Source organism: Micromonospora sp. NPDC048868, from assembly GCF_043198195.1.
Lineage (GTDB): Bacteria > Actinomycetota > Actinomycetes > Mycobacteriales > Micromonosporaceae > Micromonospora > Micromonospora reichwaldensis.
Genome location: NZ_JBICUN010000026.1, coordinates 1 through 21,147, shown reverse-complemented (window position 1 = coordinate 21,147; position 21,147 = coordinate 1). Strand labels below are relative to the sequence as shown.

Here is a 21,147-nt window from a genome sequence, read left to right as displayed (position 1 = left end):
AGCCTCCCCACCGAGGGAGAGTAGGGCAGGACGATCACTCAGCGCAATAGCTTGCTCGCGTACCGCAATCAGAGGCCAGGTGGCCGTGGGTCGGCCCGCCCCGCCGACCGGGTCAGGCGGGGCTCGGGCCGCTCACTTCACCCCGGCGGCGTCCATGCCGCGCAGCTCCTTCTTGAGGTCGGCGACCTCGTCGCGGATCCGGGCGGCCAGCTCGAACTGGAGCTCCCGGGCCGCCGCCAGCATCTGGTCGTTGAGCTCCTGGATGAGCTGGGCCAGCTCGGCCCGGGCCATCCCCTCCCGCGCGGGCCCGGCGCCGCCGGTACGGGCGCGGCTGCGGGTCTCCTTGACCGGCGCCTTGCCCCGGGAGAGCTGCCGTACGGCTCCGCCGACGCGGCTGTTCTCGGTGTCCTCCGCCTCGCGGTAGATGTCGTCGAGAATGTCGTGGATCTTCTTGCGCAGCGGCTCGGGACTGATGCCGTGCGCCTCGTTGTGCGCGATCTGCTTGTCCCGCCGCCGGTTGGTCTCCCCGATCGCCTCGGCCATCGACGGAGTGATCTTGTCGGCGTACATGTGCACCTGGCCGGAGACGTTGCGCGCCGCCCGGCCGATGGTCTGGATCAGCGACCGGCCGCTGCGCAGGAAGCCCTCCTTGTCGGCGTCGAGGATGGCGACCAGCGACACCTCCGGCAGGTCGAGACCCTCCCGGAGCAGGTTGATGCCGACCAGCACGTCGTAGTCGCCCTTGCGCAGCTCGCGCAGCAGCTCCACGCGGCGCAGCGTGTCGACCTCGGAGTGCAGGTAGCGCACCCGGATGCCGTTCTCCAGGAGGTAGTCGGACAGGTCCTCGGCCATCTTCTTGGTCAGCGTGGTGACCAGCACCCGCTCGTCGCGCTCGGTGCGCAGCTTGATCTCGTGCATGAGGTCGTCGATCTGGCCCTTGGTGGGCTTGACGACGACCTCCGGGTCGATCAGGCCGGTGGGCCGGATCACCTGCTCGACGAACTCGCCCTGGGCCTGCTCCAGCTCCCACGGGCCGGGCGTCGCGGAGAGGAAGACCATCTGGCCCACCCGCTCCAGGAACTCGTCGAAGCGCAGCGGCCGGTTGTCGGCGGCGCTGGGCAGCCGGAAGCCGTGGTCGATGAGCATCCGCTTGCGGGACGCGTCGCCCTCGTACATGCCGCCGATCTGCGGGATGGTCACGTGCGATTCGTCGACGACCGTCAGGAAGTCGTCGGGGAAGTAGTCGAGCAGGCAGTGCGGCGGGCTGCCCGGCAGCCGGCCGTCCATGTGCATCGAGTAGTTCTCGATGCCGGAGCAGAACCCGACCTGGCGCATCATCTCGATGTCGTAGGTGGTGCGCATCCGCAGCCGCTGCGCCTCCAGCAGCTTGCCCTGCCGCTCCAGCTCGGCCAGCCGCTCGGCCAGCTCGGCCTCGATGTCGCGGATCGCCCGCTCCATCCGCTCCGGCCCGGCGGCGTAGTGGGTGGCCGGGAAGATGACCAGCCCGTCGACCTCCTTGACCACGTCGCCGGTCAGGGGGTTGAGGTAGTAGAGCTTCTCCACCTCGTCGCCGAAGAGCTCGATCCGCACGGCCAGCTCCTCGTAGGCCGGGATGATCTCCAGCGTGTCGCCGCGGACCCGGAAGGTGCCCCGGTTGAAGGCCATGTCGTTGCGCGTGTACTGGATGTCAACCAGCCGGCGCAGCAACTGGTCACGGTCCAGCTCCTGCCCGACCGCGACCCGCACCGCGCGGTCGAGGTATTCCTCCGGGGTGCCCAGCCCGTAGATCGCCGAGACGGTGGCCACCACGATCACGTCGCGGCGGGTGAGCAGCGACATGGTCGCCGAGTGCCGAAGCCGCTCGACCTCCTCGTTGATCGAGGAGTCCTTCTCGATGTAGGTGTCGGTCTGCGGGATGTAGGCCTCGGGCTGGTAGTAGTCGTAGTAGGAGACGAAGTATTCGACCGCGTTGTGCGGCAGCAGCTCGCTGAACTCCTTGGCCAGCTGCGCGCAGAGCGTCTTGTTGGGCGCCAGCACCAGCGTGGGCCGTTGCACCCGCTCGATCAGCCACGCGGTGGTGGCGCTCTTGCCGGTGCCGGTCGCGCCGAGCAGCACGGTGTTGCGGTCGCCGCGTCGGACCCGACGCTCCAGGTCGTCGATGGCCGCCGGCTGGTCGCCGGCCGGCTGGAACTCGCTGATGACCTGGAAACGGCCGTCGAGCCGGGGAATGTCGAGCGCCATGACCCCAACGGTACGCCGGGGGTCCGACACCGCGGCGCGACTACGCCCGGTCCGTGATCGGCTTCAATATTCGCATTGTGTGGCGCATCTCACCGGACTACGCTCTCCGTGTAGGCCGCTCGCGGCGGCCGACCGGGCAGGTGGCCAGGCCGTCACGGCCGGCCCGCCCCCGGCACAGGGTCGCAGCACCCGGCACTCCCGGCGTGCGCACCCGACGTGGTCGCGCGTGAGGCGCTGACCGGCCGCCGCGAGCGCCCCTGCTCGTCACCCCACGGGGGTGAATCCCGTTCAACCTCCCGTGGAGACCTCCGCCGCCCGCTCCGGCCCGCCTGACCCGTTGCAGGGCCCGCCGACGCACGACGACGCGCACACCGGCGGCATCCCACGGGTGGTGACCGGCCGCCGGCGCACCGTCCTGCTGGTGCTCGCGGCCGTGGCCGTGCTCTCCGCCGCCGCGCTGGTCGTGGGGCTGGCAAGCTGGGCGCCCGAGCGGCCGGAGCAGCCGAGGGCGCTGACGGGCGACGAGCGCGACCGACTGGCCGCGATGCGGGTCACCAACTACCGGGACCTGCGGGCCGGGGTACGCGTGACCGCGGGCACCGGCGCGGCGCGTACCGAACTGGTCGGCTGGGTCGACTGGTCCCGGCCGCTGGTCTACCTCGACGTCGGCGGGCCCGGCGCGGGCGCCGAGCGCGGGCTGCTCCAGGCCACCCCGACGGTGGTCCTGCTGCGCCCCGACCCGACGGCGGTGCCGACCCCCGCGCCGCCCCCGCTGATGCCGCCGGCGGACCGCTGGCGGCTGCACGACCCGCCCGCCGGGCGAGGGCTGGCCGCCGTGCTCGACCTGCTCTTCCGCCTCGCCTCCGACCGCCCGGAGCCGCCGGCCGACGCCGCACGCCGGATCGGTGGGGCCACGGTCGGGGCGGCGCCGGTCGACATCCTCCAGGCACCGTCGCCCGGCCCCGGCGTCCCGGCCCCTGACGTGCTCCCCCGCTACTGGCTCGACCACGACGCGCGGCTGCACCGGCTGGAGACCGGGCTGGCCGGCGTCGGCCCGGTGACCGTGCAGCTGAACCGGACCGACCGGCCCACGCTGCGGCCGGTCGACGCTCTCGGCGGCCGTCCCGGGCAGCCCCGTGCCCTGACCGCCGTCGAGCGGGGCCGGCTGGACCGGTTGCCCGCCCGGCTGCGCGCCCGTGGCGGCGCCGCCGTGACCCTGACCGCGCCGGTCGCCGCCGCCACGAACCTGCGCGGAGCCGGCTGGGTGAGCTGGAGCGGGCGGGCGGCTTACCTGACGGTCGCCGACCTCGCCGTGCCGGAGCGCCGGACGCTGCTGCGCGTCGACGGCGCCGGCGTGCGCCGGGCGGAGGTGCCGGCCGCGACGCTCCCGGGCACCGTCGAATCGCCCGGCCGGCCGCCGCTGCCGCCGCCTGCTCAGGGCTGGGGGGCCGATCCGCGGCGCGCGGGCGACCTGGGCCTGCTGCTCGACGCGGCGCTGCGGGCCGCCCGGTCGCCCGGCGGGCGGGGCGCCCCCCTGCGGGTGCGCGGCGACACCGTCGCCGGGAAGACCGTCGACGTGGTCGAGCTGCGCACGTCCCGAGGGCTGCTGCGCTACTGGATCGACCGGTCCGGCGCGCTGCGCCGCCTGGAGCTGCGCACCCGCACCGGCGCCTGGGCCCAGCTCGACCTGACGCCCACCACGGTGCCCCGGCTCGTCCCACCGCCCCGGCCCCCGGCCGAGGGCCGCTGACCGGTCAGGGACGCCAGCCGGTCTGGGCCGCCCACTGCTCGGCGCGCAGGTGCTCCTCGTCGAACCACGGGTCCTTCGCGGTGGTCCAGGTGGCGCTGTCCGGAGCGGAGGCCGCCAGCTCCCGCTTCAACACCAGGTAGGCCGACCGCTGGTCCGGGTCGGCACGCAGGTGGTCGCGCATCAGCAGCGCGTACCGCCAGCCGGGCGCGTCGGCCGGGCGGACGTGCAGGTGCACGGGGCGGCCCGGGTCGGCGCTGCCGTGCAGCCGCTTCTCCCACCGGCCGCTGCCGGGCGGGCGGGGGTCGTCCCACCACTCGCCGGGCAGGCGCGGGAAGCCCGCCTCCGCGAGCCGTGCGGCCAGCGGTCCGTCCGCGTCGGCGAGGGTCGGGACGGTGAGCTGGATGTCGATCACGTCCCTGGCGGCGAGCCCCGGGACCGCGGTCGAGCCGATGTGGTCGATGCGCAGGTCGGCGGGGGCGAGCGCGTGCCGGATCCGGGCGGCCAGCCGCGCGTACTGCTGCGGCCAGGTCGGGTCGGCCTCGGTCAGGACGACGTGCTCCGATCCGGCCGCCCGCCGCTCGCGCAGGTTCGCCTCGTAGGGCCGCAGCCGCTCGCGCCACAGCGCGTCGACGGCCGCGTGCAGGTCGTCGAGGCTGCCGTCGTTGGTCAGCAGCACGTCCGCCGCGCCCCGCCGCCGGGCGTCGTCGGCCTGCGCGGCGATCCGCCGCTCGGCCTCCGCCCGGTCCATGCCCCGGTCGCGGGCCAGCCGCGCCAACCGGGTGGCCACCTCCGTCTGCACCACGACCACCAGGTGGTACGTGGGCGCGAGCCCCACCTCCACCAGCAGCGGCACGTCGTTGACCACGATCGCGTCGGGTGCCGCCGCGGCGGCCAGCTCGGCGGCGCGGGCCCGTACGCGGGGATGGGTGATCGCCTCCAGCCGGCGGCGCGCCGTCTCGTCGGCGAACACCAGCGCGCCCAGCGCCGCCCGGTCGAGGGCGCCGTCGGCGTCGAGGACCCGCTCGGAGAAGGCCGCGACGATCTCGGCCAGCCCTTCCGTGCCCGGCGCGACCACCTCCCGGGCGATGCGGTCGGAGTCGATCACCACCGCGCCGCGCTCGGTCAGTCGCCTCGCCACGGCGCTCTTGCCGGACCCGATTCCTCCGGTCAGTCCCACCTTCAGCACGACACCAGTCAACCGGATGATCACCGCGCCGCCGGCACCGGGGGCACCCCGGACTGGTCCTCCCGGAGCCCTATTCTAGTACTAGGATAGGGCCTGTGGAGCTGACCACCGCCGAGCTGACCGTGCTGGGCCTGCTCATCGAACGGCCCCGGCACGGCTACGACCTGGAGCAGGTGATCGCGCGACGCGGCATCCGGCAGTGGTCCGACGTCGGGTTCTCCTCGATCTACTACCTGCTCGCCAAGCTGGACAGGCGCGGCCTGGTCCACGTACCCGAGGCTCCCGCCGCCCCGAAGTCCCGCCAGGTGTTCCACGCCACCGCCGAGGGCCGGGCGGCCGCGGCGCGCACCGCGCTGGCGCTCATCGAGCAACCGCAGCCGGTCCGGCACCCGCTTCTCGTCGGCATCGCCAACCTGCCCCTGCTCTCCGACCGGGAGTACGCCCAGGCGCTGCGCACCCGGCTGGCGGGGGTCGAGGCCCGCATCGAGTCGCTCCGGTCGGCGCAGCAGGCGCAGGCCCCTCTCCCGCATCCGGCGCGGGAGGTCTTCTCGTACTCGCTGAGCCTCCTGGAGGCGGAAAGGCAGTGGCTCGCCGCCCGAGCCCAGGTGCCCGATGACTGACAAGACCGACTTCAAGAAGACGCTCGACGCCTATCAGGCCGGGCGCGGGCAGTTCCGGATCGTGGACGTGCCCGACACGCGGTACCTCATGGTCGACGGCCACGGCGACCCGAACGGCGCACCGGCGTTCACCGGCGCCATCGAAGCCCTCTACCCGGTGGCCTACAAGCTGAAGTTCGCCAGCAGGCGGGACCTCGGCCGGGACTACGTCGTCCCGCCCCTGGAGGGCCTGTGGTGGGCCGAGGACATGGACTCGTTCACCGCCCGGCGCGACAAGGCACGGTGGGACTGGACGCTGATGATCATGGTCCCGGACTGGATCGGTCAGGACCTGTTCACCGCCGCCGTCGAGCAGGCCGGGGCCAGGAACCGCCCGGCGCGTCTCGACGACGTCCGCCTGGCGACGCTGTCCGAGGGGCGGTGCGTGCAGACGCTGCACGTCGGCTCCTTCGACGACGAGGCCGAGGTGCTGGCGCGGCTGCACGATGAGTTCGTCCCGGGCAACGGGCTGCGGATGGTGGGCAGACACCACGAGATCTACCTCAGCGACTTCCGCCGGGTCGCGCCCGAGCGGCAGCGCACCATCCTGAGGCAACCGGTCGCCCCCGCATCGAGCGCCTAGGCGCGGCGGGGACGGAGCGGCTGCGGAGCGGCTGCGGAAAGACGGGAGCCCCGCCCCCGGCGATCTCGCGATCGCGGGGACGGGGCCCGTCGTCGTTCAGCGGGTCACTTGCCGCCGGCGAGCTTCTCCCGCAGAGCGGCGAGCGCCTCGTCGGTGGCCAGGGTGCCGGCCGGCTCCTCGGCCTGACGGCTCGGGGCCGCGCTGGTCGAGGTGGTGGTGCCACCACCGGTGACGGGCGGAGCCGGGTTGGCAGCGGCCTCGGCGTCGGCGGCCCGGGAGGTCTGCACCTGCTTGGTGTGGGCCTCCCAGCGCTGACGCGCCTCGGCGTACTGGTTCTCCCAGGTCTCGCGCTGCTTGTCGTACCCCTCGAGCCACTCGCCCGTCTCCGGGTCGAAGCCCTCCGGGTAGATGTAGTTGCCCTCGGTGTCGTACGTCGCGGCCATGCCGTAGAGGGTCGGGTCGAAGTGCTCCTCGCCCTCGACGAAGCCCTCGTTGGCCTGCTTGAGCGACAGCGAGATCCGGCGGCGCTCCAGGTCGATGTCGATGACCTTGACCATGACCTCGGAGCCGACCTGGACGACCTGCTCCGGGATCTCCACGTGGCGCTCGGCCAGCTCGGAGATGTGGACCAGGCCCTCGATGCCGTCGTCCACCCGGACGAAGGCGCCGAACGGCACCAGCTTGGTGACCTTACCCGGCACGATCTGCTGGATCGCGTGGGTGCGGGCGAACTGACGCCACGGGTCCTCCTGCGTCGCCTTCAGCGACAGCGAGACCCGCTCGCGGTCCAGGTCGACGTCCAGGACCTCGACCTCGACCTCCTGGCCCACCTCGACGACCTCGGACGGGTGGTCGATGTGCTTCCAGGACAGCTCGGAGACGTGCACGAGGCCGTCCACGCCGCCCAGGTCGACGAACGCGCCGAAGTTGACGATCGAGGACACGACGCCCTTGCGGACCTGGCCCTTCTGCAGCTTGTTGAGGAACTCGGTGCGCACCTCGGACTGCGTCTGCTCCAGCCAGGCCCGGCGGGACAGGACCACGTTGTTGCGGTTCTTGTCCAGCTCGATGATCTTGGCTTCGAGCTCGCGCCCGACGTACGGCTGCAGGTCGCGCACCCGACGCATCTCGACCAGGGAGGCGGGCAGGAAGCCCCGCAGCCCGATGTCGAGGATGAGGCCGCCCTTGACCACCTCGATGACAGAGCCGCGGACGACCCCGTCCTCGTCCTTGATCTTCTCGATGGTGCCCCAGGCCCGCTCGTACTGCGCCCGCTTCTTGGAGAGGATCAGACGACCCTCCTTGTCCTCCTTCTGGAGGACCAGGGCCTCGATGTGGTCACCAACCGAAACGACCTCGGCCGGGTCCACGTCGTGCTTGATCGACAACTCCCGAGAGGGGATGACACCCTCGGTCTTGTAGCCGATGTCGAGCAGGACCTCGTCCCGATCGACCTTGACGACGGTGCCTTCGACAATGTCGCCGTCGTTGAAGTACTTGATGGTCTCGTCGATCGCGGCGAGGAAAGCCTCCTCGGAACCGAGATCGTCGTGGGTGACCCGGGTGGCGCTCGAGGGGGCCTCGATGCTGCTCGTCATGTGGGCGGTTGCTCCGGTCGGATGGTGTGTCACAGCAGGCTGGTGTGTCGCGGTGACCTGTTCGCGCCAGCGGATCCGTCGCCGGGCACACCGAAAGATCATCGCGTGAGATCATGGATGTGGCTCCGCCAGTGGTCCCGGAGACCGCGCACCTGCTCCCTGCCGAGGCACACGATCCGCGAGCGCATCATCTAGCCTACCCGCTGCATTACCACAGCGTGCAAGCCCTCCCGTCCTCTCGCCGCCTCGTCAGCTGCGAAAGCGGAGATATCGGCAGGAAGGCGTCGCAGGTGTCGCGTCCGTCACAGGGGCATCACCGGTGAACGGTAGCGCCGGGCGCCGTACCCCGCACTCCGGGGGTCGCCCGGCGCGCGGCGCGCGCGGGGCTAGCGTGGGCGGGTGGATGACGACAGCCGGGTGACCCGGCGCCGGGTCGGCAACGCCGAGGCCCGCCGGGCGAACCGCCGCTGGTGGGACGCCGACGCCGACGACTACCAGGCCGAGCACGGCCGTTTCCTCGGCGACCTGGACTTCGTCTGGTGTCCGGAGGGCGTGCGGGAGGCCGACGTACGGCTGCTGGGTGACCTGGCCGGCCGGCGGGTGCTGGAACTCGGCTGCGGGGCCGCCGCCGCCGCGCGGTGGCTCGCCACCCGGGGGGCCCGGCCGGTCGCCCTGGACCTCTCCGCCGGCATGCTGCGGCACGCCGCGCTGGCGGCCGGACGCACCGGCGTACGCGTGCCGCTGGTGCAGGCCGACGCGCTGGCGCTGCCCTTCGCCGACGCCGCGTTCGACACGGCCTGCACGGCGTTCGGGGCGGTCCCGTTCGTGGCCGACTCGGCGGCGGTCATGCGCGAGGTGTTCCGGGTGCTGCGCCCCGGCGGCCGGTGGGTGTTCTCGGTGACCCACCCGATGCGGTGGATCTTCCTCGACGACCCCGGCGAGGGCGGGCTGACCGCCGTGCACTCGTACTTCGACCGCTCCCCCTACGTGGAGCAGGACGAGGCCGGCGACGCCACCTACGTCGAGCAGCACCGCACGCTCGGCGACCGGATCCGCGAGCTCGTGGGCGCCGGGTTCCGCCTGCTCGACCTGGTGGAACCGGAGTGGCCCGAGGGGCACGAGGGGATCTGGGGGCAGTGGAGCCCGCTGCGCGGCCGCCTCTTCCCCGGCACCGCCATCTTCGTCGCCGAAAGACCCGCCTGAGCGACGGACAGCCGGTGCGACGTCCGCCACGGCCGGCGGGGTTACGCTGAGCCGGTGAGCGCCGAGCCGATCGCGACACCACCTGGCCCATGGTGTCCGGACCCGATCCGGCAGCAGCGTGCCGACTACACGCTGGAGGACCTGCTCAACCTGCCGGACGACGCCCCCCGCGTCGAACTCGTCGACGGAGTCATCCAGGTGACACCCTCCCCCACCCTGGGCCACCAGGACATCTCTCTGCTGCTCGCGCACTGGCTGTTGCAGCACACGCCCGGGCACCTGCGGGTCGCCCAGGCGGTCGGCGTCGCGCTGAACACGAACACCAGCCGCCAGCCGGACGTGTTGCTGCGACAGGCCGAGGTGCCGTCCGGCCGGTCCCTGCTGCGGCCGGAGGACGTGGTACTCGCGGTGGAGATCGTCTCGCCCGGCACCCGCCGCACCGACCGGTTCGCCAAGCCCGGCGAGTACGCCGCCGCCGGCATCCCCTACTACTGGCGGATCGAACAGGACCCCGTCCACCTCTACGCCTACCGGCGGGGCGATCGGCTCGGGCCGGCCGGTGAGCGACAGTACGAACTGATCTCCGACAGCGCGGAGCTGATCGAGCTGGTCGAACCATTCGCGATCAAGCTGCCGATCGCCGACATCACGCCGTAGCCCGCGGGCCGTCGTTTCGGGGCATCGACGCCGGGTACCCGCGTCGCATGGCCGAGCAGAGCGAGTTCCGCAGCGGTGACCACGTCTCCTGGGCCAGCCACAGCGGCCGGGCGTACGGCGTGGTCAAGGAGAAGATCACCGAACGGACGCACGTACGCGGGCACGCCGTGAACGCGTCACCGGACGACCCGCAGTACCGGATCCGCAACGACGACTCGGGGCGGGACGTCGCACACCGACCGGAGGTGCTGCGCCATGAGCAGGGCTGACGAGGGCCGGGACACCTACCGGGAGTTCACCGAGGCGGTGAACATGAAGCCGGCCGAGCTGTCGACGTGGCTGGAGACCGACGAGTCGAAGCAGGTCGGCTGGCACAAGGGTGGGCGCTCCGGCGGCGGCGAGTCGGTCGGGCACGAGTCGGGCCGCAGGATCATCGAGCTGCTGCGGCGCAAGCGTGCCGAGCTCTCCGAGGGCGACTACCGGCACATGCGCAAGGTCGTCGGCTACGTCCGCCGGCACATGGCGCAGCGCCCCTCCGGCGACGTCCGCGACACGAAGTGGCGCTGGTCGCTGATGAACTGGGGCCACGACCCCCTGAAGCGCTGAGCCCGGTCGCTTGACCCTGCCACTGACGGCAGGGTCCGACGATCCGCACCATGAGTCGAGCGCAACGCAGGATCGTCGTCGTCACCGGTGCGGGCACCGGGATCGGGCGGGCCACCGCCCGTGGGTTCAGCGCCCAGGGGGCGTACGTCGTCGCGGTGGGCCGACGGGCCGCGCCCCTGGCGGAGACCGCCGCCGGTCACCCCGGCATCGAACCGCTGGTCGTCGACGTCACCGCCCCCGGCGCCGCGGAGCTGATCGTCGGCACCGCCACGCAGCGGCACGGCCGCCTCGACGTGCTGGTCAACAATGCGGGCGTGGCCGGCGGCGGTCCGCTCGGTTCGCTCGCCCCCGAAACCGTGGAGCGTCACCTGGCGACGAACCTGGTGGCGCCGCTCCTGCTCACCCGGGCGGCGGTGCCGGCGCTGACCGACAGCCGGGGCGTCGTCGTCAACGTCACCACGTCGGTCGGGTCGCGGGCCTGGCCGGGCAGTTCGCTGTACGCGGCCGGAAAGTCCGCCCTCGACTCGCTGACCCGCAGCTGGGCGGTGGAGCTCGCGCCGTCCGGGATCAGGGTGGTGGCGGTGGCACCCGGCGCCGTCGACACCCCGATCGGCGCGCACCAGGGGTTGACGCCGCAGCAGCAGGCCGACGTCCGCCGGTGGCAGGTGGCGCGGACGCCGCTGGGACGCGTCGGGCGTCCCGAGGAGGTGGCGTGGGCGATCCGGTGCCTCGCCGACCCGGCGGCCGGCTTCGTCACCGGCGTCGTGCTGCCGGTCGACGGTGGCGCCGTGATCGCGTGACGGCGTCGCCCGCCGCACTGGTAGAACGGTGCCCGGAGGTGCGGACCATGCTGATCGGCGAGCTGGCGGAGGCCACCGGCGCCACCCCGCGCGCGCTGCGGCACTACGAGCGGCACGGACTGCTCGACTCCCGGCGGGCCCACAACGGCTACCGGATCTACGACGGGCGGTCGGTGGGGCGGGTGCGCAACATCCGTCACCTGCTGGCCGCCGGCCTGACGCTGGACGACGTGCGGACGTTCCTGCCCTGCCTGGACGGGGACGTGGCCGCCGCCCCGCCCGCGCCGGCCGGCGTCCGGGTCGCCCTGGACCGCCTCGCGGTGCTCGACGCCCGCATCGCCGCACAGACGGCGGTACGCGACCGGCTGGCGGCGGCCCTGCGCGCGGCGGGCAGGGCCGTCCCAGACGCCTGACGACGACGCGGACCCGCCACCCCTGCCCCGACCACGGCCGTCCCGCACCGTTCGACGCGACGCGGGCCCTGCCGCCCTCCGCGGGCAGGGCCCGATGCCGGCGCGCTGCGGTACGGCGCCCGCTGGGCAGGGCCCGGTGGTGGGCGCGCGGCGGGACGGCGCCCGTCAGTGGTCGGCGCTGTTCCAGTCCCGGCCCTCGCCGACGGAGACCTCCAGCGGCACCGACAGCGGGTGCGCCCCGCCCATCTCCCGCCGCACCAGCGCCTCCAGGGTCTCCCGTTCGCCGGGGGCGACCTCGAAGACCAACTCGTCGTGCACCTGGAGCAGCATCCGCGAACGCAGCCCCGCCTCGCGCAGCGCCGTGTCGACGTGCAGCATGGCGACCTTGATGATGTCGGCCGCCGAGCCCTGGATGGGGGCGTTGAGCGCCATCCGCTCCGCCATCTCCCGGCGCTGCCGGTTGTCGCTCACCAGGTCGGGCAGGTAGCGGCGGCGGCCCAGGATGGTGGAGGTGTAGCCGTCGTGCCGGGCGCGGGCGACGACCTCCTGGAGGTAGTCACGCACGCCCCCGAAACCGGCGAAGTAGTTCTCCATCAGCCCGCGCGCCTCCTCGGCGGTGATCCCGAGCTGCTGGGAGAGGCCGAACGCGCTCAGCCCGTACGCCAGGCCGTAGTTCATCGCCTTGATCTTGCGCCGCTGGTCGGCGGTGACCTCGCCGACCGGCACCTCGAAGACCGACGAGGCGGTGGCGGCGTGGAAGTCGGCACCGGAGTTGAACGCGTCGATCAGCGCCTCGTCCGACGACAGATGCGCCATGATCCGCATCTCGATCTGGCTGTAGTCGGCGGTGAGCAGGCACTCGTAGCCCTCCCCCACCACGAAGGCGCGGCGGATCCGGCGCCCCTCCTCGGTGCGGATCGGGATGTTCTGCAGGTTGGGCTCGGTGGAGGAGAGCCGCCCCGTGGCCGCCACCGTCTGGTTGAACGTGGTGTGGATGCGGCCGTCGTCGGAGACCGACTTGAGCAGCCCGTCGACGGTCGTCTTGAGCTTCGCCACGTCGCGGTGGCGCAGCAGGTGGGCCAGCACCGGGTGCGGGTTCTGCGCGTGCAGCCACTGCAGGGCGTCGGCGTCGGTGGTGTAGCCGGTCTTGATCTTCTTGGTCTTGGGCAGGCCCAGCTCGCCGAAGAGGATCTCCTGCAACTGCTTCGGCGAGCCGAGGTTGAACTCCCGGCCGACCGACTCGTAGGCCCCCTGGGCGGCGGCCTTCACCTCGGCGGCGAAGTGCGCCTCCAGCTCCGAGAGGTAGTGCGTGTCGGCGGCGATGCCGGTGCGTTCCATGCCGGCGAGCACCCGCATCAGCGGCAGCTCCACCCCGGCCATCAGCCGCGCCGACTGCTCGCCGTCGCGGGACAGCTCGGCGTCGATCGCGTCGGCCAGGTCGAGGGTGGCGCGGGCCTGGAGCATGAGGTTCTGCTCCGCCTCGCCGTCGTTGCCGAGCCCCTCCAGGGTGAGCTGGCCGGTCTCCGGGGCGTCGACCCGCAGCTCGCGGTGCAGGTAGCGCAGGGCCAGGTCGGTCAGGTCGTAGGAACGCTGGTCGGGGCGGGCCAGGTAGGCGGCGATCTGGGTGTCGCGGAGGATGCCCTCCAGGCGCCAGCCGTGCGCGGCGAACGCCAGCACCGCCGGCTTGCTGTCGTGCAGCACCTTGGGCCGCCCGGCGTCGGCCAGCCAGGCCGCCAGGGCCGCCTCGTCGGTCGGCTCCAGGGTGGCGGGATCGCACCAGGCCGCCGCACCGCCGGCGGTGGCCAGCGCCAGCCCGGTCACCGAGGCGGTGTGCCGGCGGTTGGGGCCCGTGTCGAGCTTCGCCGCCACGCCCACCGGGGTGTCGGCCGGCGCGTGCGTCTCCAGCCACCCGGCGAGCGCCCCGGGCTCGGTGAGCACCTCGCCGGTCAGGTCGAACCCGGACTCGGCCTCCGGCTCCACCGCCTCCAGGTACTGGTAGAGCCGGTCGCGCAGGATGCGGAACTCGAGGGTGTCGAAGACCTGGTGGACGGCCTCGCGGTCCCACCCCTCCCACCGCGCGTCCTCGGGGCGCAGCGGCAGCTCCAGGTCGGAGACGAGGCAGTTGATCTCGTAGTTGCGGATCACGTCGGCGAGCCGCTCGCGCAGGCTGTCGCCGGCCTTGCCCTTGATCTCGTCGGCCCGCGCGACGACCCCGTCGACCCCGCCGTACGTGTTGATCCACTTCGCGGCGGTCTTCGGCCCGACGCCGGGCACGCCGGGCAGGTTGTCGCTGGTCTCGCCGACCAGGGCGGCCAGGTCGCGGTAGCGCTGCGGGGGGACGCCGTACTTCGCCTCGATCGCCGCCGGGTCCATCCGGGCCAGGTCCGAGACGCCCTTGCGCGGGTAGAGCACCGTGATCTGGTCGCCGACGAGCTGGAACGCGTCGCGGTCGCCGCTGCTGATCAGGACCGACATGCCCTGGTCGCGGGCCTGACAGGCGAGGGTGGCGATGATGTCGTCGGCCTCGAAGCCCTCCTTCTCCACCACCGGGATGCGCAGCGCCGCGAGGACCTCCTTGACCAGGCTCACCTGGCCCTTGAAGTCGGTCGGGGTCTCGCTGCGGCCGGCCTTGTACTCCGCGTACTTCTCGGTGCGGAAGGAGCGGCGGGAGACGTCGAAGGCGACGACGATGTGCGTCGGCTGCTCGTCGCGCAGCACGTTGATCAGCATGGACGTGAAGCCGTAGACCGCGTTGGTCGGCTGCCCCGTCGTGGTGGAGAAGTTCTCCACCGGCAGGGCGAAGAACGCCCGGTATGCCATGGAATGTCCGTCGACGAGAAGCAGGCGCGGCGTCGTAGCTGTCACGGCAGCGACTCTAGCCGCCCGCTCCGACACTCCGGGACACCGGCACGGACGCCGGCGCGGCCCGGGGCGGACGCCGGCGCGGCCCGGGGTGGGGCGCGCCGACGTACCGCTCAGAGCACCTTGGCCAGGAACGCCTTCGTCCGGTCGTGCCGGGGGTTGGCGATCACCTCGCGGGGTACGCCGGACTCGACCACGACGCCGCCGTCCATGAAGACCAGCGAGTCGCCGACCTCGCGGGCGAAGCCGATCTCGTGGGTGACCACGATCATCGTCATACCGTCGCGCGCCAGGTCCTTCATCACGTCGAGCACCTCGCCGACCAACTCCGGGTCGAGCGCGCTGGTGGGCTCGTCGAAGAGCATCAGCTTCGGCTGCATCGCCAACGCCCGGGCGATCGCGACCCGCTGCTGCTGCCCGCCGGAGAGCTGACCCGGGTAGTTGCCGAGCTTGTCGCCCAGCCCCACCCGCTCCAGCAGCGCGGCGGCCCGGTCCCGGGCGGTGGCCTTCTTCTCGCGGCCCACCTGCACCGGCGCCTCGGCGACGTTCTCCAGGGCGGTCATGTGCGGGAAGAGGTTGAACCGCTGGAACACCATGCCGATCGCCCGGCGCTGGGCGGCGACGTCCTTCTCCCGCATCTCGTGCAGCTTGCCGCCGCGCTCGCGGTAGCCGATCAGGTCGCCGTCCACCCAGATCCGGCCGGCGTTGATCTTCTCCAGGTGGTTGATGCAGCGCAGGAACGTCGACTTGCCGGAGCCGGAGGGACCCAGCAGGCAGCACACCTCGCCGCTGCGGACCTCCAGGTCGATGCCCTTGAGCACCTCGATCGACCCGAACGACTTGTGCACCTGCTCGGCCCGGACCATCGGCGCGGACTCCACCGCCGCCCCGCCAGCCGGTGCCGGCACCGTCAGCTCGGTCATGCGCCGTCCGCCTTCCCGGTCGTGCCGCCGCTCTCCGCCGTGATCGCCCGCAGCCTGGTCTTCGCCCGCCCGCTGCGCCCGACGCCCTTGGAGAAGTTCCGCTCCAGGTAGTACTGCCCGACCAGCAGGACGCTGCTCAGCAGCAGGTACCAGATGGTCGCCGCGACCAGCATCGGGACGACCTGGTAGGTGCGGCTACTCACGGCCCTGAGCTGGAAGAACAGCTCCGTGGAGACCGGCACGAAGGCCACCAGCGAGGTGTCCTTGAGCATGGCGATGGTCTCGTTGCCGGTCGGCGGGACGATCACCCGCATGGCCTGCGGCAGCACGATGCGGCGCAGGATCTGCCCTCGCCGCATGCCCAGCGCCTGGGCGGCCTCGGTCTGCCCCTCGTCGACCGACTGGATGCCGGCCCGGACGATCTCCGCCATGTAGGCGGCCTCGGACAGGCCCAGCGCCAGCATGCCGGCGACGAAGCCGGTGAGGATGTCCACCGCCGAGAAGCCGAACAGCCGCGCCTCGAAGTCGTCGACCCCGAACAGGGCGCCGATCTGCCGGTCGAAGGGCAGCCCGAACTCGATACGCGCCCAGAGGATGCCCAGGTTGCCGAAGAGGATCGCCAGCACCAGCCGGGGCACCGCCCGGAAGAACCAGGTGTACGCCCAGGCGACGCCGCGCAGGATCGGGTTCTCCGACAGCCGCATGACGGCGATGACGACGCCCAGCACGATGCCGATCAGCATGGCGGTCAGCAGCAGTGCGAGGCTGCCGCGTACCCCCGCCATGATCGGCGGGCGGAACATCTCGTCGACCATGAACGACCAGTTGAACGCCTTGTTCGTCACCAGCAGGTGCACGAACATGGCCACGAGCACCCCGATCACGGCGACGGCGACCCACCGCCCGGGATGCCGCACGGGCACGGCGCGGATGGGTTCCGGCCGTGCCCGTTCGGGTGTGTCTGTTCCGACCGACATGGTCAGCTGGTCGGGTTCAGTGCCGGGGTCGTGATGGCGCCGCCCTCGACGCCCCACTTCTTCAGCGCGCCCTCGTACGAGCCGTCGGCGATGACCGCCGCGACGGCCTCCTTGAGCACCTCGGCGAACGCGGCCTGGTCCTTCTTCACCGCGTAGCCGTACGGGGCCGACTCGTAGATGTCGCCGAGCAGCTCCAGCTGGCCGTTGCTCTGCTTCACCGCGTACGCGCCGACCGGGGAGTCGGCCAGCATGGCGTCGTCCTTGCCGCTGACCACGGCGGCGGTGGCGTCGCTCTGCGCCTGGTACTGGTCGATGGTGATCGCCGGCTTGCCGGCGTCGGTGCACTTCTTCGACCGGGCGGTGATGTCGTCGAGCTGCACGGTGCCGACCTGCACGGCGATCTTCTTGCCGCAGGCGTTCTCGGTGTCGACCTTGGCCGGGTTGCCGGCCTTGGTCGCCCACTGGGTGCCGGCGGAGTAGTAGCTGACCATGTTGACGGTCTTCATCCGGTCGGCGTTGATGGTGAACGAGGAGACGCCGACCTCGTACTTGCCGGAGCCGACACCGGGCAGGATCGCGTCGAACGGCGCCGACTCGTACTCCGCCTTCAGGCCGAGCTTCTGCGCGACCGCGTTGAACAGCTCGATGTCGAAGCCGACCACCGTCTTGCCGTCGGCGTCGAGGAACTCCGCCGGGGCGTACGTCGAGTCGGTGCCGACCTTGATCACGCCGTCGGCCTTGATGGCGTCGGGCACCTTCGCGGCCAGCGCCGAGTCGGCGGCGGCGGTGACGCTGGGGCCGGCGCCGGGCTGCTCGGCGCTCTCCTTCTCGCCGCAGCCGGCCAACGAGAGGGCGAGCAGGGCGGCGCCGGTGGCGCCGAGGGCGGCCCGGCGGCCACCACTGATGCGGAACATGGGGTACTCCTTGCGATGAGGGGTGACGGCCGGTCAGGCCACGCCGAGGTAGGCCTCTTTGACCGCCGGGTCGTGCAGCAGCTCGGCACCGGTGCCGCTCTTGACGATCACGCCGGTCTCCAGCACGTACGCCCGGTGAGCCCGGGCCAGCGCCTGCTGGGCGTTCTGCTCGACCAGCAGGACGGTGGTGCCCTGCTGGTTGATCTCGACGATGATGTCGAAGATCTGCTGGATCAGCATCGGCGCCAGACCCATCGAGGGCTCGTCGAGCAGCAGCAGCTTCGGCCGGCTCATCAGCGCCCGCCCGACGGCCAGCATCTGCTGCTCGCCGCCGGAGAGGGTGCCGCCCTGCTGCTTGCGCCGCTCGGCCAGGCGCGGGAAGAGGCCCAGCACCCGGTCGAGATCCTGGGCGATGCCGGCCCGGTCGCGCCGGGTGTACGCGCCCATGTCGAGGTTCTCCAGCACCGTCATGCCCGGGAAGATCCCGCGGCCCTCGGGCGCCTGGCACAGCCCCCGCCGGACCCGCAGGTCCGCCCGGAGCTTGGTGATGTCCTCACCGTCGAACCGGATGCTGCCGCTGGCGACCGGCCGGATCCCGGAGATCGCCCGCATCGTGGTCGACTTGCCGGCGCCGTTGGCGCCGATCAGGGCGACGATCTCGCCCTCGTCCACCGTCAGGCTGATGCCGTGCAGCGCCTGGATCCGCCCGTAGAGCAGGCTCACATCGTCGATCTCAAGCAGCATCGTCCGGCACCCCCAGGTACGCCGCGATCACCTTCGGGTTCTCCCGCACCTCGGCGGGCAGCCCTTCGGCGATCTTCTTTCCGAACTCCAGCACCACGATCCGGTCGGTGACGCCCATGACCAGGCGCATGTCGTGCTCGATGAGCAGCACGGTCACGCCGGTGTCCCGGATCTGCCGGATGAGCTGGAGCAGTTCCTCCTTCTCCGCCGGGTTGAAGCCGGCGGCCGGCTCGTCCAGGCAGAGCAGCACCGGGTCGGTGGCCAGCGCGCGGGCGATCTCCAACCGCCGCTGCTCGCCGTAGGAGAGGTTGCGGGCGAACTCGTGCATCCGATTGCGGACGCCGACGAACTCCAGCAGGCGCTCGGCCTTCTCCCGGCTCTCGCGCTCCTCCTTCCAGTACCGCGGCAGGCGGAACAGCGCGGAGATGACGCTCGTCTTGTTGTGCGCGTCCGCGCCCACCAGGACGTTCTCCAGCGCCGTCATCTCCGGGAACAGGCGGATGTTCTGGAAAGTCCGCGCCATGCCCATCTTGGTGATCTGGTGCCGCTTCTTGCCGCTGACCTTCTGGCCACGGAACCGGATCTGCCCCTCGGTGGGCTGGTAGATGCCGGTCATGGCGTTGAAGCAGGTGGTCTTGCCGGCGCCGTTCGGGCCGATCAGACCGAGGATCTCGCCCTTGTAGAGGGTGAAGTCCACCTCGTTCAGGGCGACCACGCCGCCGAAGCGCAGCGTGACCTTGTCGACCTCCAACAGCGGCTCCCGGGTGGGCACCGCCTCCACGGCCGGCGCGCCGGCCTGCGCCGGAACGACCGGCGTCTGCTCGGTGTCACTCACCGACGGTCACCTCCTTGCGACGATCCTTGAACTCCGCCGCACGTCGTCGGTTGGGGATCAGACCCTCCGGCCGGAAGATCATCATGACCACCAGCACCAGGCCGAAGAACAGGAACCGGTACTCGTACAGCTCGACGCCCAGCACCTCGATGCCACGGAACCGCTCGATCATGTACGCCACCAGTCCACCGCCGACGATCGCGCCGACGATGTTGCCCGAGCCGCCGAAGATGACCGCGGCCAGGATGATGATCGAGTTCAGCAGCTCGAAGTTCTGCGAGTTGACGAAGTTCTGCTTGCCCGCGAAGAGCGCGCCGGCGAGGCCCGCGATCGCGGCGCCCGCAGCGAACGCCCACAGCTTGAACTTGAACGTCGGCACGCCCATCAGCTGCGCCGCGTCCTCGTCCTCCCGGATGGAGATCCAGGCGCGCCCGACCCGGCTGTGGGTCAGGTTCCGCACCCCGATGACCACCAGGATGATCAGCGTGAGCACCAGCCAGTAGTACGGCCGGGCGTCGAGCACGCCGAAGACCGGCTTGCCGTCGGCGAACTCGCCCGGCGGGTGCGGGATCTGGTTGAAGCCCCGCTGCCCCCGGAGGAACTCCGAGCTGACCGCGCCGATGCGGATCATCTCGGCGAAGCCGAGCGTCACCAGCGCCAGGTAGTCGCCGCGCAGCCGCAGGGTCGGCGTACCGAGCATCACGCCGGAGACCATCGTCAGGGCGATCGCCACCGGCACCGCCAGCAGCCACGGCCAGAGCGTCTTGAGGTTGCTGCTCGGCGAGGTCAGCACCGCCACGGTGTACGCGCCCACGGCGAAGAAGCCGAAGTAGCCGAGGTCGAGCAGGCCGGCGAAGCCGACCACGATGTTCAGACCGACGGCCAGCAGCACGTAGATCGAGACGGTGAACATCACCTGGGTGAAGTTCGCACCGGGGGTCGGGATCGGCCCGAGGTACTGGTAGAACTCCTTGTTCGGCAGCGCGTAGAAGAACACGATCACCGCGGCCAGCAGCGCCCAGCGCACCCAGCGGGGCGCCCCGCGCCACCGTTCCCCGGCCGCCTCGCGGCCGGAGCGCACCTTCTCCAGAACGGTCGTCATGCCCGTGCCCTCCCCAGCGACTCACCCAGCAGACCGGTCGGCCGGAACATCAGCAGCACCACCAGCAGCGCGAACGCAGCGAAGTCCTTCCACTCGCTGCCGAACAGACCGGAGGCGTAGTTCTCGATCAAGCCCAACAGCAGGCCGCCGAGCAGCGCGCCGCGCAGGTTGCCGATGCCGCCGAGCACCGCGGCGGTGAATGCCTTCAGGCCGAGCAGGAAGCCGACGCTGTAGGTGAGGGTCTGGATCCGTACGTCGTAGAGCAGGCCGGCGACGCCGGCCATGCTGCCGCCGGCGATGAAGACGATCAGGATGATCCGGTCCTTGTTCACGCCCATCAGCGCGGCGGTGTTGGCGTCCTGGGCGACCGCCCGGATGCCGCGACCGACCCGGCTGCGGTTGATGAACAGGTCCAGCGCGATCATCATCACCAGCGCGGCGCCGAGGGTGAGCAGCTGCACCCCGTCGATCGGCACGCCGAAGACGTGGAACAGCGGTTCCTGGCTGACCAGGATCGGGGCGCCCTCGGGGCGGCGGCGGGTCCAGATGCCGAACGCCTCGGAGATGGCGATCGACGCGCCGATCGCGGTGATCAGGAAGGCCAGCGGTGGCGCGTTGCGCTTACGCAGCGGCCGGTACGCCACCCGCTCGATCACGGTGGCCGTGCCGGCGGAGGCGATCGCCGCGACGATCATCGCCACCAGCAGGTAGAACATGATCGACCCGATGCCGCTGACCTGCGAGTTCTGGTCGAGCCCGAAGCCGTTCCAGGTCCAGATCGCCGCGAACGCGCCGGCGATGAAGACCTCGGAGTGGGCGAAGTTGATGAGTCTCAGCACGCCGTAGACCAGCGTGTAGCCGAGCGCGACCAGGGCGTAGATCGCACCCTGCGTCAGGCCGGTCGTCGTGTATGTCCCGAAGTTGGAGAACAGGTCGTCGAAGTTCAATGAAGGGACACTCCATCAGGGTCTGGAGAGAAAAGTGGGGCGGGGGGGGGGGGGGGGCGGCCCCCCCCCCCCCCCCCCCCCCCCCCCCCCCACCCCCCCCCCCCCCCCCCCCCCCCCCCCCCCCCCCCCCCCCCCCCCCCCCCCCCC

General features: G+C 71.9%; 20 protein-coding genes. 9 read left to right on the top strand and 11 right to left on the bottom strand.

The annotated features are described in order from the left end of the window. Positions 1-132: 132 nt before the first annotated feature. On the bottom strand, positions 133-2,241 hold the full coding sequence (gene uvrB, locus ACGFNF_RS28145) for an excinuclease ABC subunit UvrB (RefSeq protein ID WP_311413579.1): 2,109 nt from the start codon (positions 2,239-2,241) through the stop codon (positions 133-135). A 298-nt stretch (positions 2,242-2,539) separates the two neighbouring features. Between uvrB and ACGFNF_RS28140 the strand changes: the two genes are divergently transcribed. Beyond that, a complete protein-coding gene (locus tag ACGFNF_RS28140) occupies positions 2,540-3,991 on the top strand; it encodes a hypothetical protein (RefSeq protein ID WP_393171803.1) in 1,452 nt (483 codons plus the stop codon). A gap of 4 nt (positions 3,992-3,995) precedes the next feature. Here ACGFNF_RS28140 and coaE read toward each other — a convergent pair whose 3' ends face one another. Then, entirely contained in the window at positions 3,996-5,177 is a 1,182-nt protein-coding gene (gene coaE, locus ACGFNF_RS28135; protein ID WP_393171801.1) for a dephospho-CoA kinase, read from the bottom strand. A 95-nt stretch (positions 5,178-5,272) separates the two neighbouring features. Between coaE and ACGFNF_RS28130 the strand changes: the two genes are divergently transcribed. Together ACGFNF_RS28130 and ACGFNF_RS28125 are read left to right on the top strand one after the other, a co-directional pair. Next, positions 5,273-5,797 carry a PadR family transcriptional regulator gene (locus ACGFNF_RS28130; RefSeq protein ID WP_311413582.1) on the top strand — a complete coding sequence of 175 codons (525 nt, stop codon included), beginning with the start codon at positions 5,273-5,275 and terminating at the stop codon, positions 5,795-5,797. Next, positions 5,790-6,419 carry a GyrI-like domain-containing protein gene (locus tag ACGFNF_RS28125; protein ID WP_393171799.1) on the top strand — a complete coding sequence of 210 codons (630 nt, stop codon included), beginning with the start codon at positions 5,790-5,792 and terminating at the stop codon, positions 6,417-6,419. The genes ACGFNF_RS28130 and ACGFNF_RS28125 overlap by 8 nt, the downstream gene beginning before the upstream one ends. Positions 6,420-6,523: 104 nt before the next feature. Here the strand turns inward: ACGFNF_RS28125 and rpsA are convergent, their stop codons facing one another. After that, positions 6,524-8,119 (bottom strand): 30S ribosomal protein S1, encoded by a 1,596-nt coding sequence (rpsA, locus tag ACGFNF_RS28120; protein ID WP_151455503.1) that lies wholly within the window; start codon positions 8,117-8,119, stop codon positions 6,524-6,526. A 297-nt stretch (positions 8,120-8,416) separates the two neighbouring features. Here rpsA and ACGFNF_RS28115 point away from each other — a divergent pair, with 297 nt between their 5' ends. The 6 genes from ACGFNF_RS28115 to ACGFNF_RS28090 are packed head-to-tail and all read left to right on the top strand — an operon-like array spanning position 8,417 to position 11,696. Next, entirely contained in the window at positions 8,417-9,220 is an 804-nt protein-coding gene (locus ACGFNF_RS28115; protein WP_311413584.1) for a class I SAM-dependent methyltransferase, read from the top strand. Between the two features lie 54 nt (positions 9,221-9,274). Beyond that, positions 9,275-9,877 (top strand): Uma2 family endonuclease, encoded by a 603-nt coding sequence (locus ACGFNF_RS28110; RefSeq protein WP_393171797.1) that lies wholly within the window; start codon positions 9,275-9,277, stop codon positions 9,875-9,877. A 47-nt stretch (positions 9,878-9,924) separates the two neighbouring features. After that, positions 9,925-10,146, top strand: coding sequence for a DUF2945 domain-containing protein (locus ACGFNF_RS28105; RefSeq protein ID WP_311413586.1), 222 nt, complete (start codon positions 9,925-9,927; stop codon positions 10,144-10,146). Further along, entirely contained in the window at positions 10,133-10,483 is a 351-nt protein-coding gene (locus tag ACGFNF_RS28100) for a DUF3140 domain-containing protein (RefSeq protein WP_132236459.1), read from the top strand. The genes ACGFNF_RS28105 and ACGFNF_RS28100 overlap by 14 nt, the downstream gene beginning before the upstream one ends. Positions 10,484-10,533: 50 nt before the next feature. Then, positions 10,534-11,283 carry an SDR family NAD(P)-dependent oxidoreductase gene (locus ACGFNF_RS28095; RefSeq protein WP_393171794.1) on the top strand — a complete coding sequence of 250 codons (750 nt, stop codon included), beginning with the start codon at positions 10,534-10,536 and terminating at the stop codon, positions 11,281-11,283. Between the two features lie 47 nt (positions 11,284-11,330). Then, a complete protein-coding gene (locus tag ACGFNF_RS28090) occupies positions 11,331-11,696 on the top strand; it encodes a MerR family transcriptional regulator (protein WP_393171792.1) in 366 nt (121 codons plus the stop codon). A 165-nt stretch (positions 11,697-11,861) separates the two neighbouring features. Here the strand turns inward: ACGFNF_RS28090 and polA are convergent, their stop codons facing one another. The 8 genes from polA to ACGFNF_RS28050 form a co-directional block, all read right to left on the bottom strand. Beyond that, positions 11,862-14,561, bottom strand: a complete 2,700-nt coding sequence (gene polA / locus ACGFNF_RS28085) for a DNA polymerase I (protein ID WP_393171790.1) — start codon at positions 14,559-14,561, stop codon at positions 11,862-11,864. Between the two features lie 110 nt (positions 14,562-14,671). Next, on the bottom strand, positions 14,672-15,424 hold the full coding sequence (locus ACGFNF_RS28080; protein ID WP_393171877.1) for an amino acid ABC transporter ATP-binding protein: 753 nt from the start codon (positions 15,422-15,424) through the stop codon (positions 14,672-14,674). 53 nt (positions 15,425-15,477) lie between these two features. Next, a complete protein-coding gene (locus tag ACGFNF_RS28075; protein WP_393171788.1) occupies positions 15,478-16,458 on the bottom strand; it encodes an amino acid ABC transporter permease in 981 nt (326 codons plus the stop codon). A 2-nt stretch (positions 16,459-16,460) separates the two neighbouring features. After that, positions 16,461-17,372, bottom strand: a complete 912-nt coding sequence (locus ACGFNF_RS28070) for an ABC transporter substrate-binding protein (RefSeq protein ID WP_393171786.1) — start codon at positions 17,370-17,372, stop codon at positions 16,461-16,463. A 33-nt stretch (positions 17,373-17,405) separates the two neighbouring features. After that, positions 17,406-18,116 (bottom strand): ABC transporter ATP-binding protein, encoded by a 711-nt coding sequence (locus ACGFNF_RS28065; protein ID WP_357579255.1) that lies wholly within the window; start codon positions 18,114-18,116, stop codon positions 17,406-17,408. After that, positions 18,106-18,951 carry an ABC transporter ATP-binding protein gene (locus ACGFNF_RS28060; protein WP_393171784.1) on the bottom strand — a complete coding sequence of 282 codons (846 nt, stop codon included), beginning with the start codon at positions 18,949-18,951 and terminating at the stop codon, positions 18,106-18,108. Before ACGFNF_RS28060 ends, ACGFNF_RS28065 begins: the two co-directional genes overlap by 11 nt. Continuing rightward, complete coding sequence (locus tag ACGFNF_RS28055) at positions 18,944-20,053, bottom strand: branched-chain amino acid ABC transporter permease (RefSeq protein ID WP_393171782.1); 1,110 nt, start codon at positions 20,051-20,053, stop codon at positions 18,944-18,946. The genes ACGFNF_RS28060 and ACGFNF_RS28055 overlap by 8 nt, the downstream gene beginning before the upstream one ends. Continuing rightward, positions 20,050-21,000 (bottom strand): branched-chain amino acid ABC transporter permease, encoded by a 951-nt coding sequence (locus ACGFNF_RS28050; RefSeq protein WP_132236441.1) that lies wholly within the window; start codon positions 20,998-21,000, stop codon positions 20,050-20,052. Before ACGFNF_RS28050 ends, ACGFNF_RS28055 begins: the two co-directional genes overlap by 4 nt. Positions 21,001-21,147 lie beyond the last annotated feature (147 nt).

Excerpts from the sequence above, each read along its gene's own strand:
- ACGFNF_RS28105 (WP_311413586.1), top strand. The coding sequence starts at position 9,925 with ATGGCCGAGCAGAGCGAGTTCCGCAGCGGTGACCACGTCTCCTGGGCC.
- rpsA (WP_151455503.1), bottom strand. The coding sequence starts at position 8,119 with ATGATCTTTCGGTGTGCCCGGCGACGGATCCGCTGGCGCGAACAGGTC.
- ACGFNF_RS28125 (WP_393171799.1), top strand. The coding sequence starts at position 5,790 with ATGACTGACAAGACCGACTTCAAGAAGACGCTCGACGCCTATCAGGCC.
- ACGFNF_RS28100 (WP_132236459.1), top strand. The coding sequence starts at position 10,133 with ATGAGCAGGGCTGACGAGGGCCGGGACACCTACCGGGAGTTCACCGAG.
- ACGFNF_RS28075 (WP_393171788.1), bottom strand. The coding sequence starts at position 16,458 with ATGTCGGTCGGAACAGACACACCCGAACGGGCACGGCCGGAACCCATC.
- uvrB (WP_311413579.1), bottom strand. The coding sequence starts at position 2,241 with ATGGCGCTCGACATTCCCCGGCTCGACGGCCGTTTCCAGGTCATCAGC.
- ACGFNF_RS28065 (WP_357579255.1), bottom strand. The coding sequence starts at position 18,116 with ATGCTGCTTGAGATCGACGATGTGAGCCTGCTCTACGGGCGGATCCAG.
- ACGFNF_RS28080 (WP_393171877.1), bottom strand. The coding sequence starts at position 15,424 with ATGGTCCGGGCCGAGCAGGTGCACAAGTCGTTCGGGTCGATCGAGGTG.
- ACGFNF_RS28070 (WP_393171786.1), bottom strand. The coding sequence starts at position 17,372 with ATGTTCCGCATCAGTGGTGGCCGCCGGGCCGCCCTCGGCGCCACCGGC.
- ACGFNF_RS28055 (WP_393171782.1), bottom strand. The coding sequence starts at position 20,053 with ATGACGACCGTTCTGGAGAAGGTGCGCTCCGGCCGCGAGGCGGCCGGG.
- ACGFNF_RS28090 (WP_393171792.1), top strand. The coding sequence starts at position 11,331 with ATGCTGATCGGCGAGCTGGCGGAGGCCACCGGCGCCACCCCGCGCGCG.
- ACGFNF_RS28095 (WP_393171794.1), top strand. The coding sequence starts at position 10,534 with ATGAGTCGAGCGCAACGCAGGATCGTCGTCGTCACCGGTGCGGGCACC.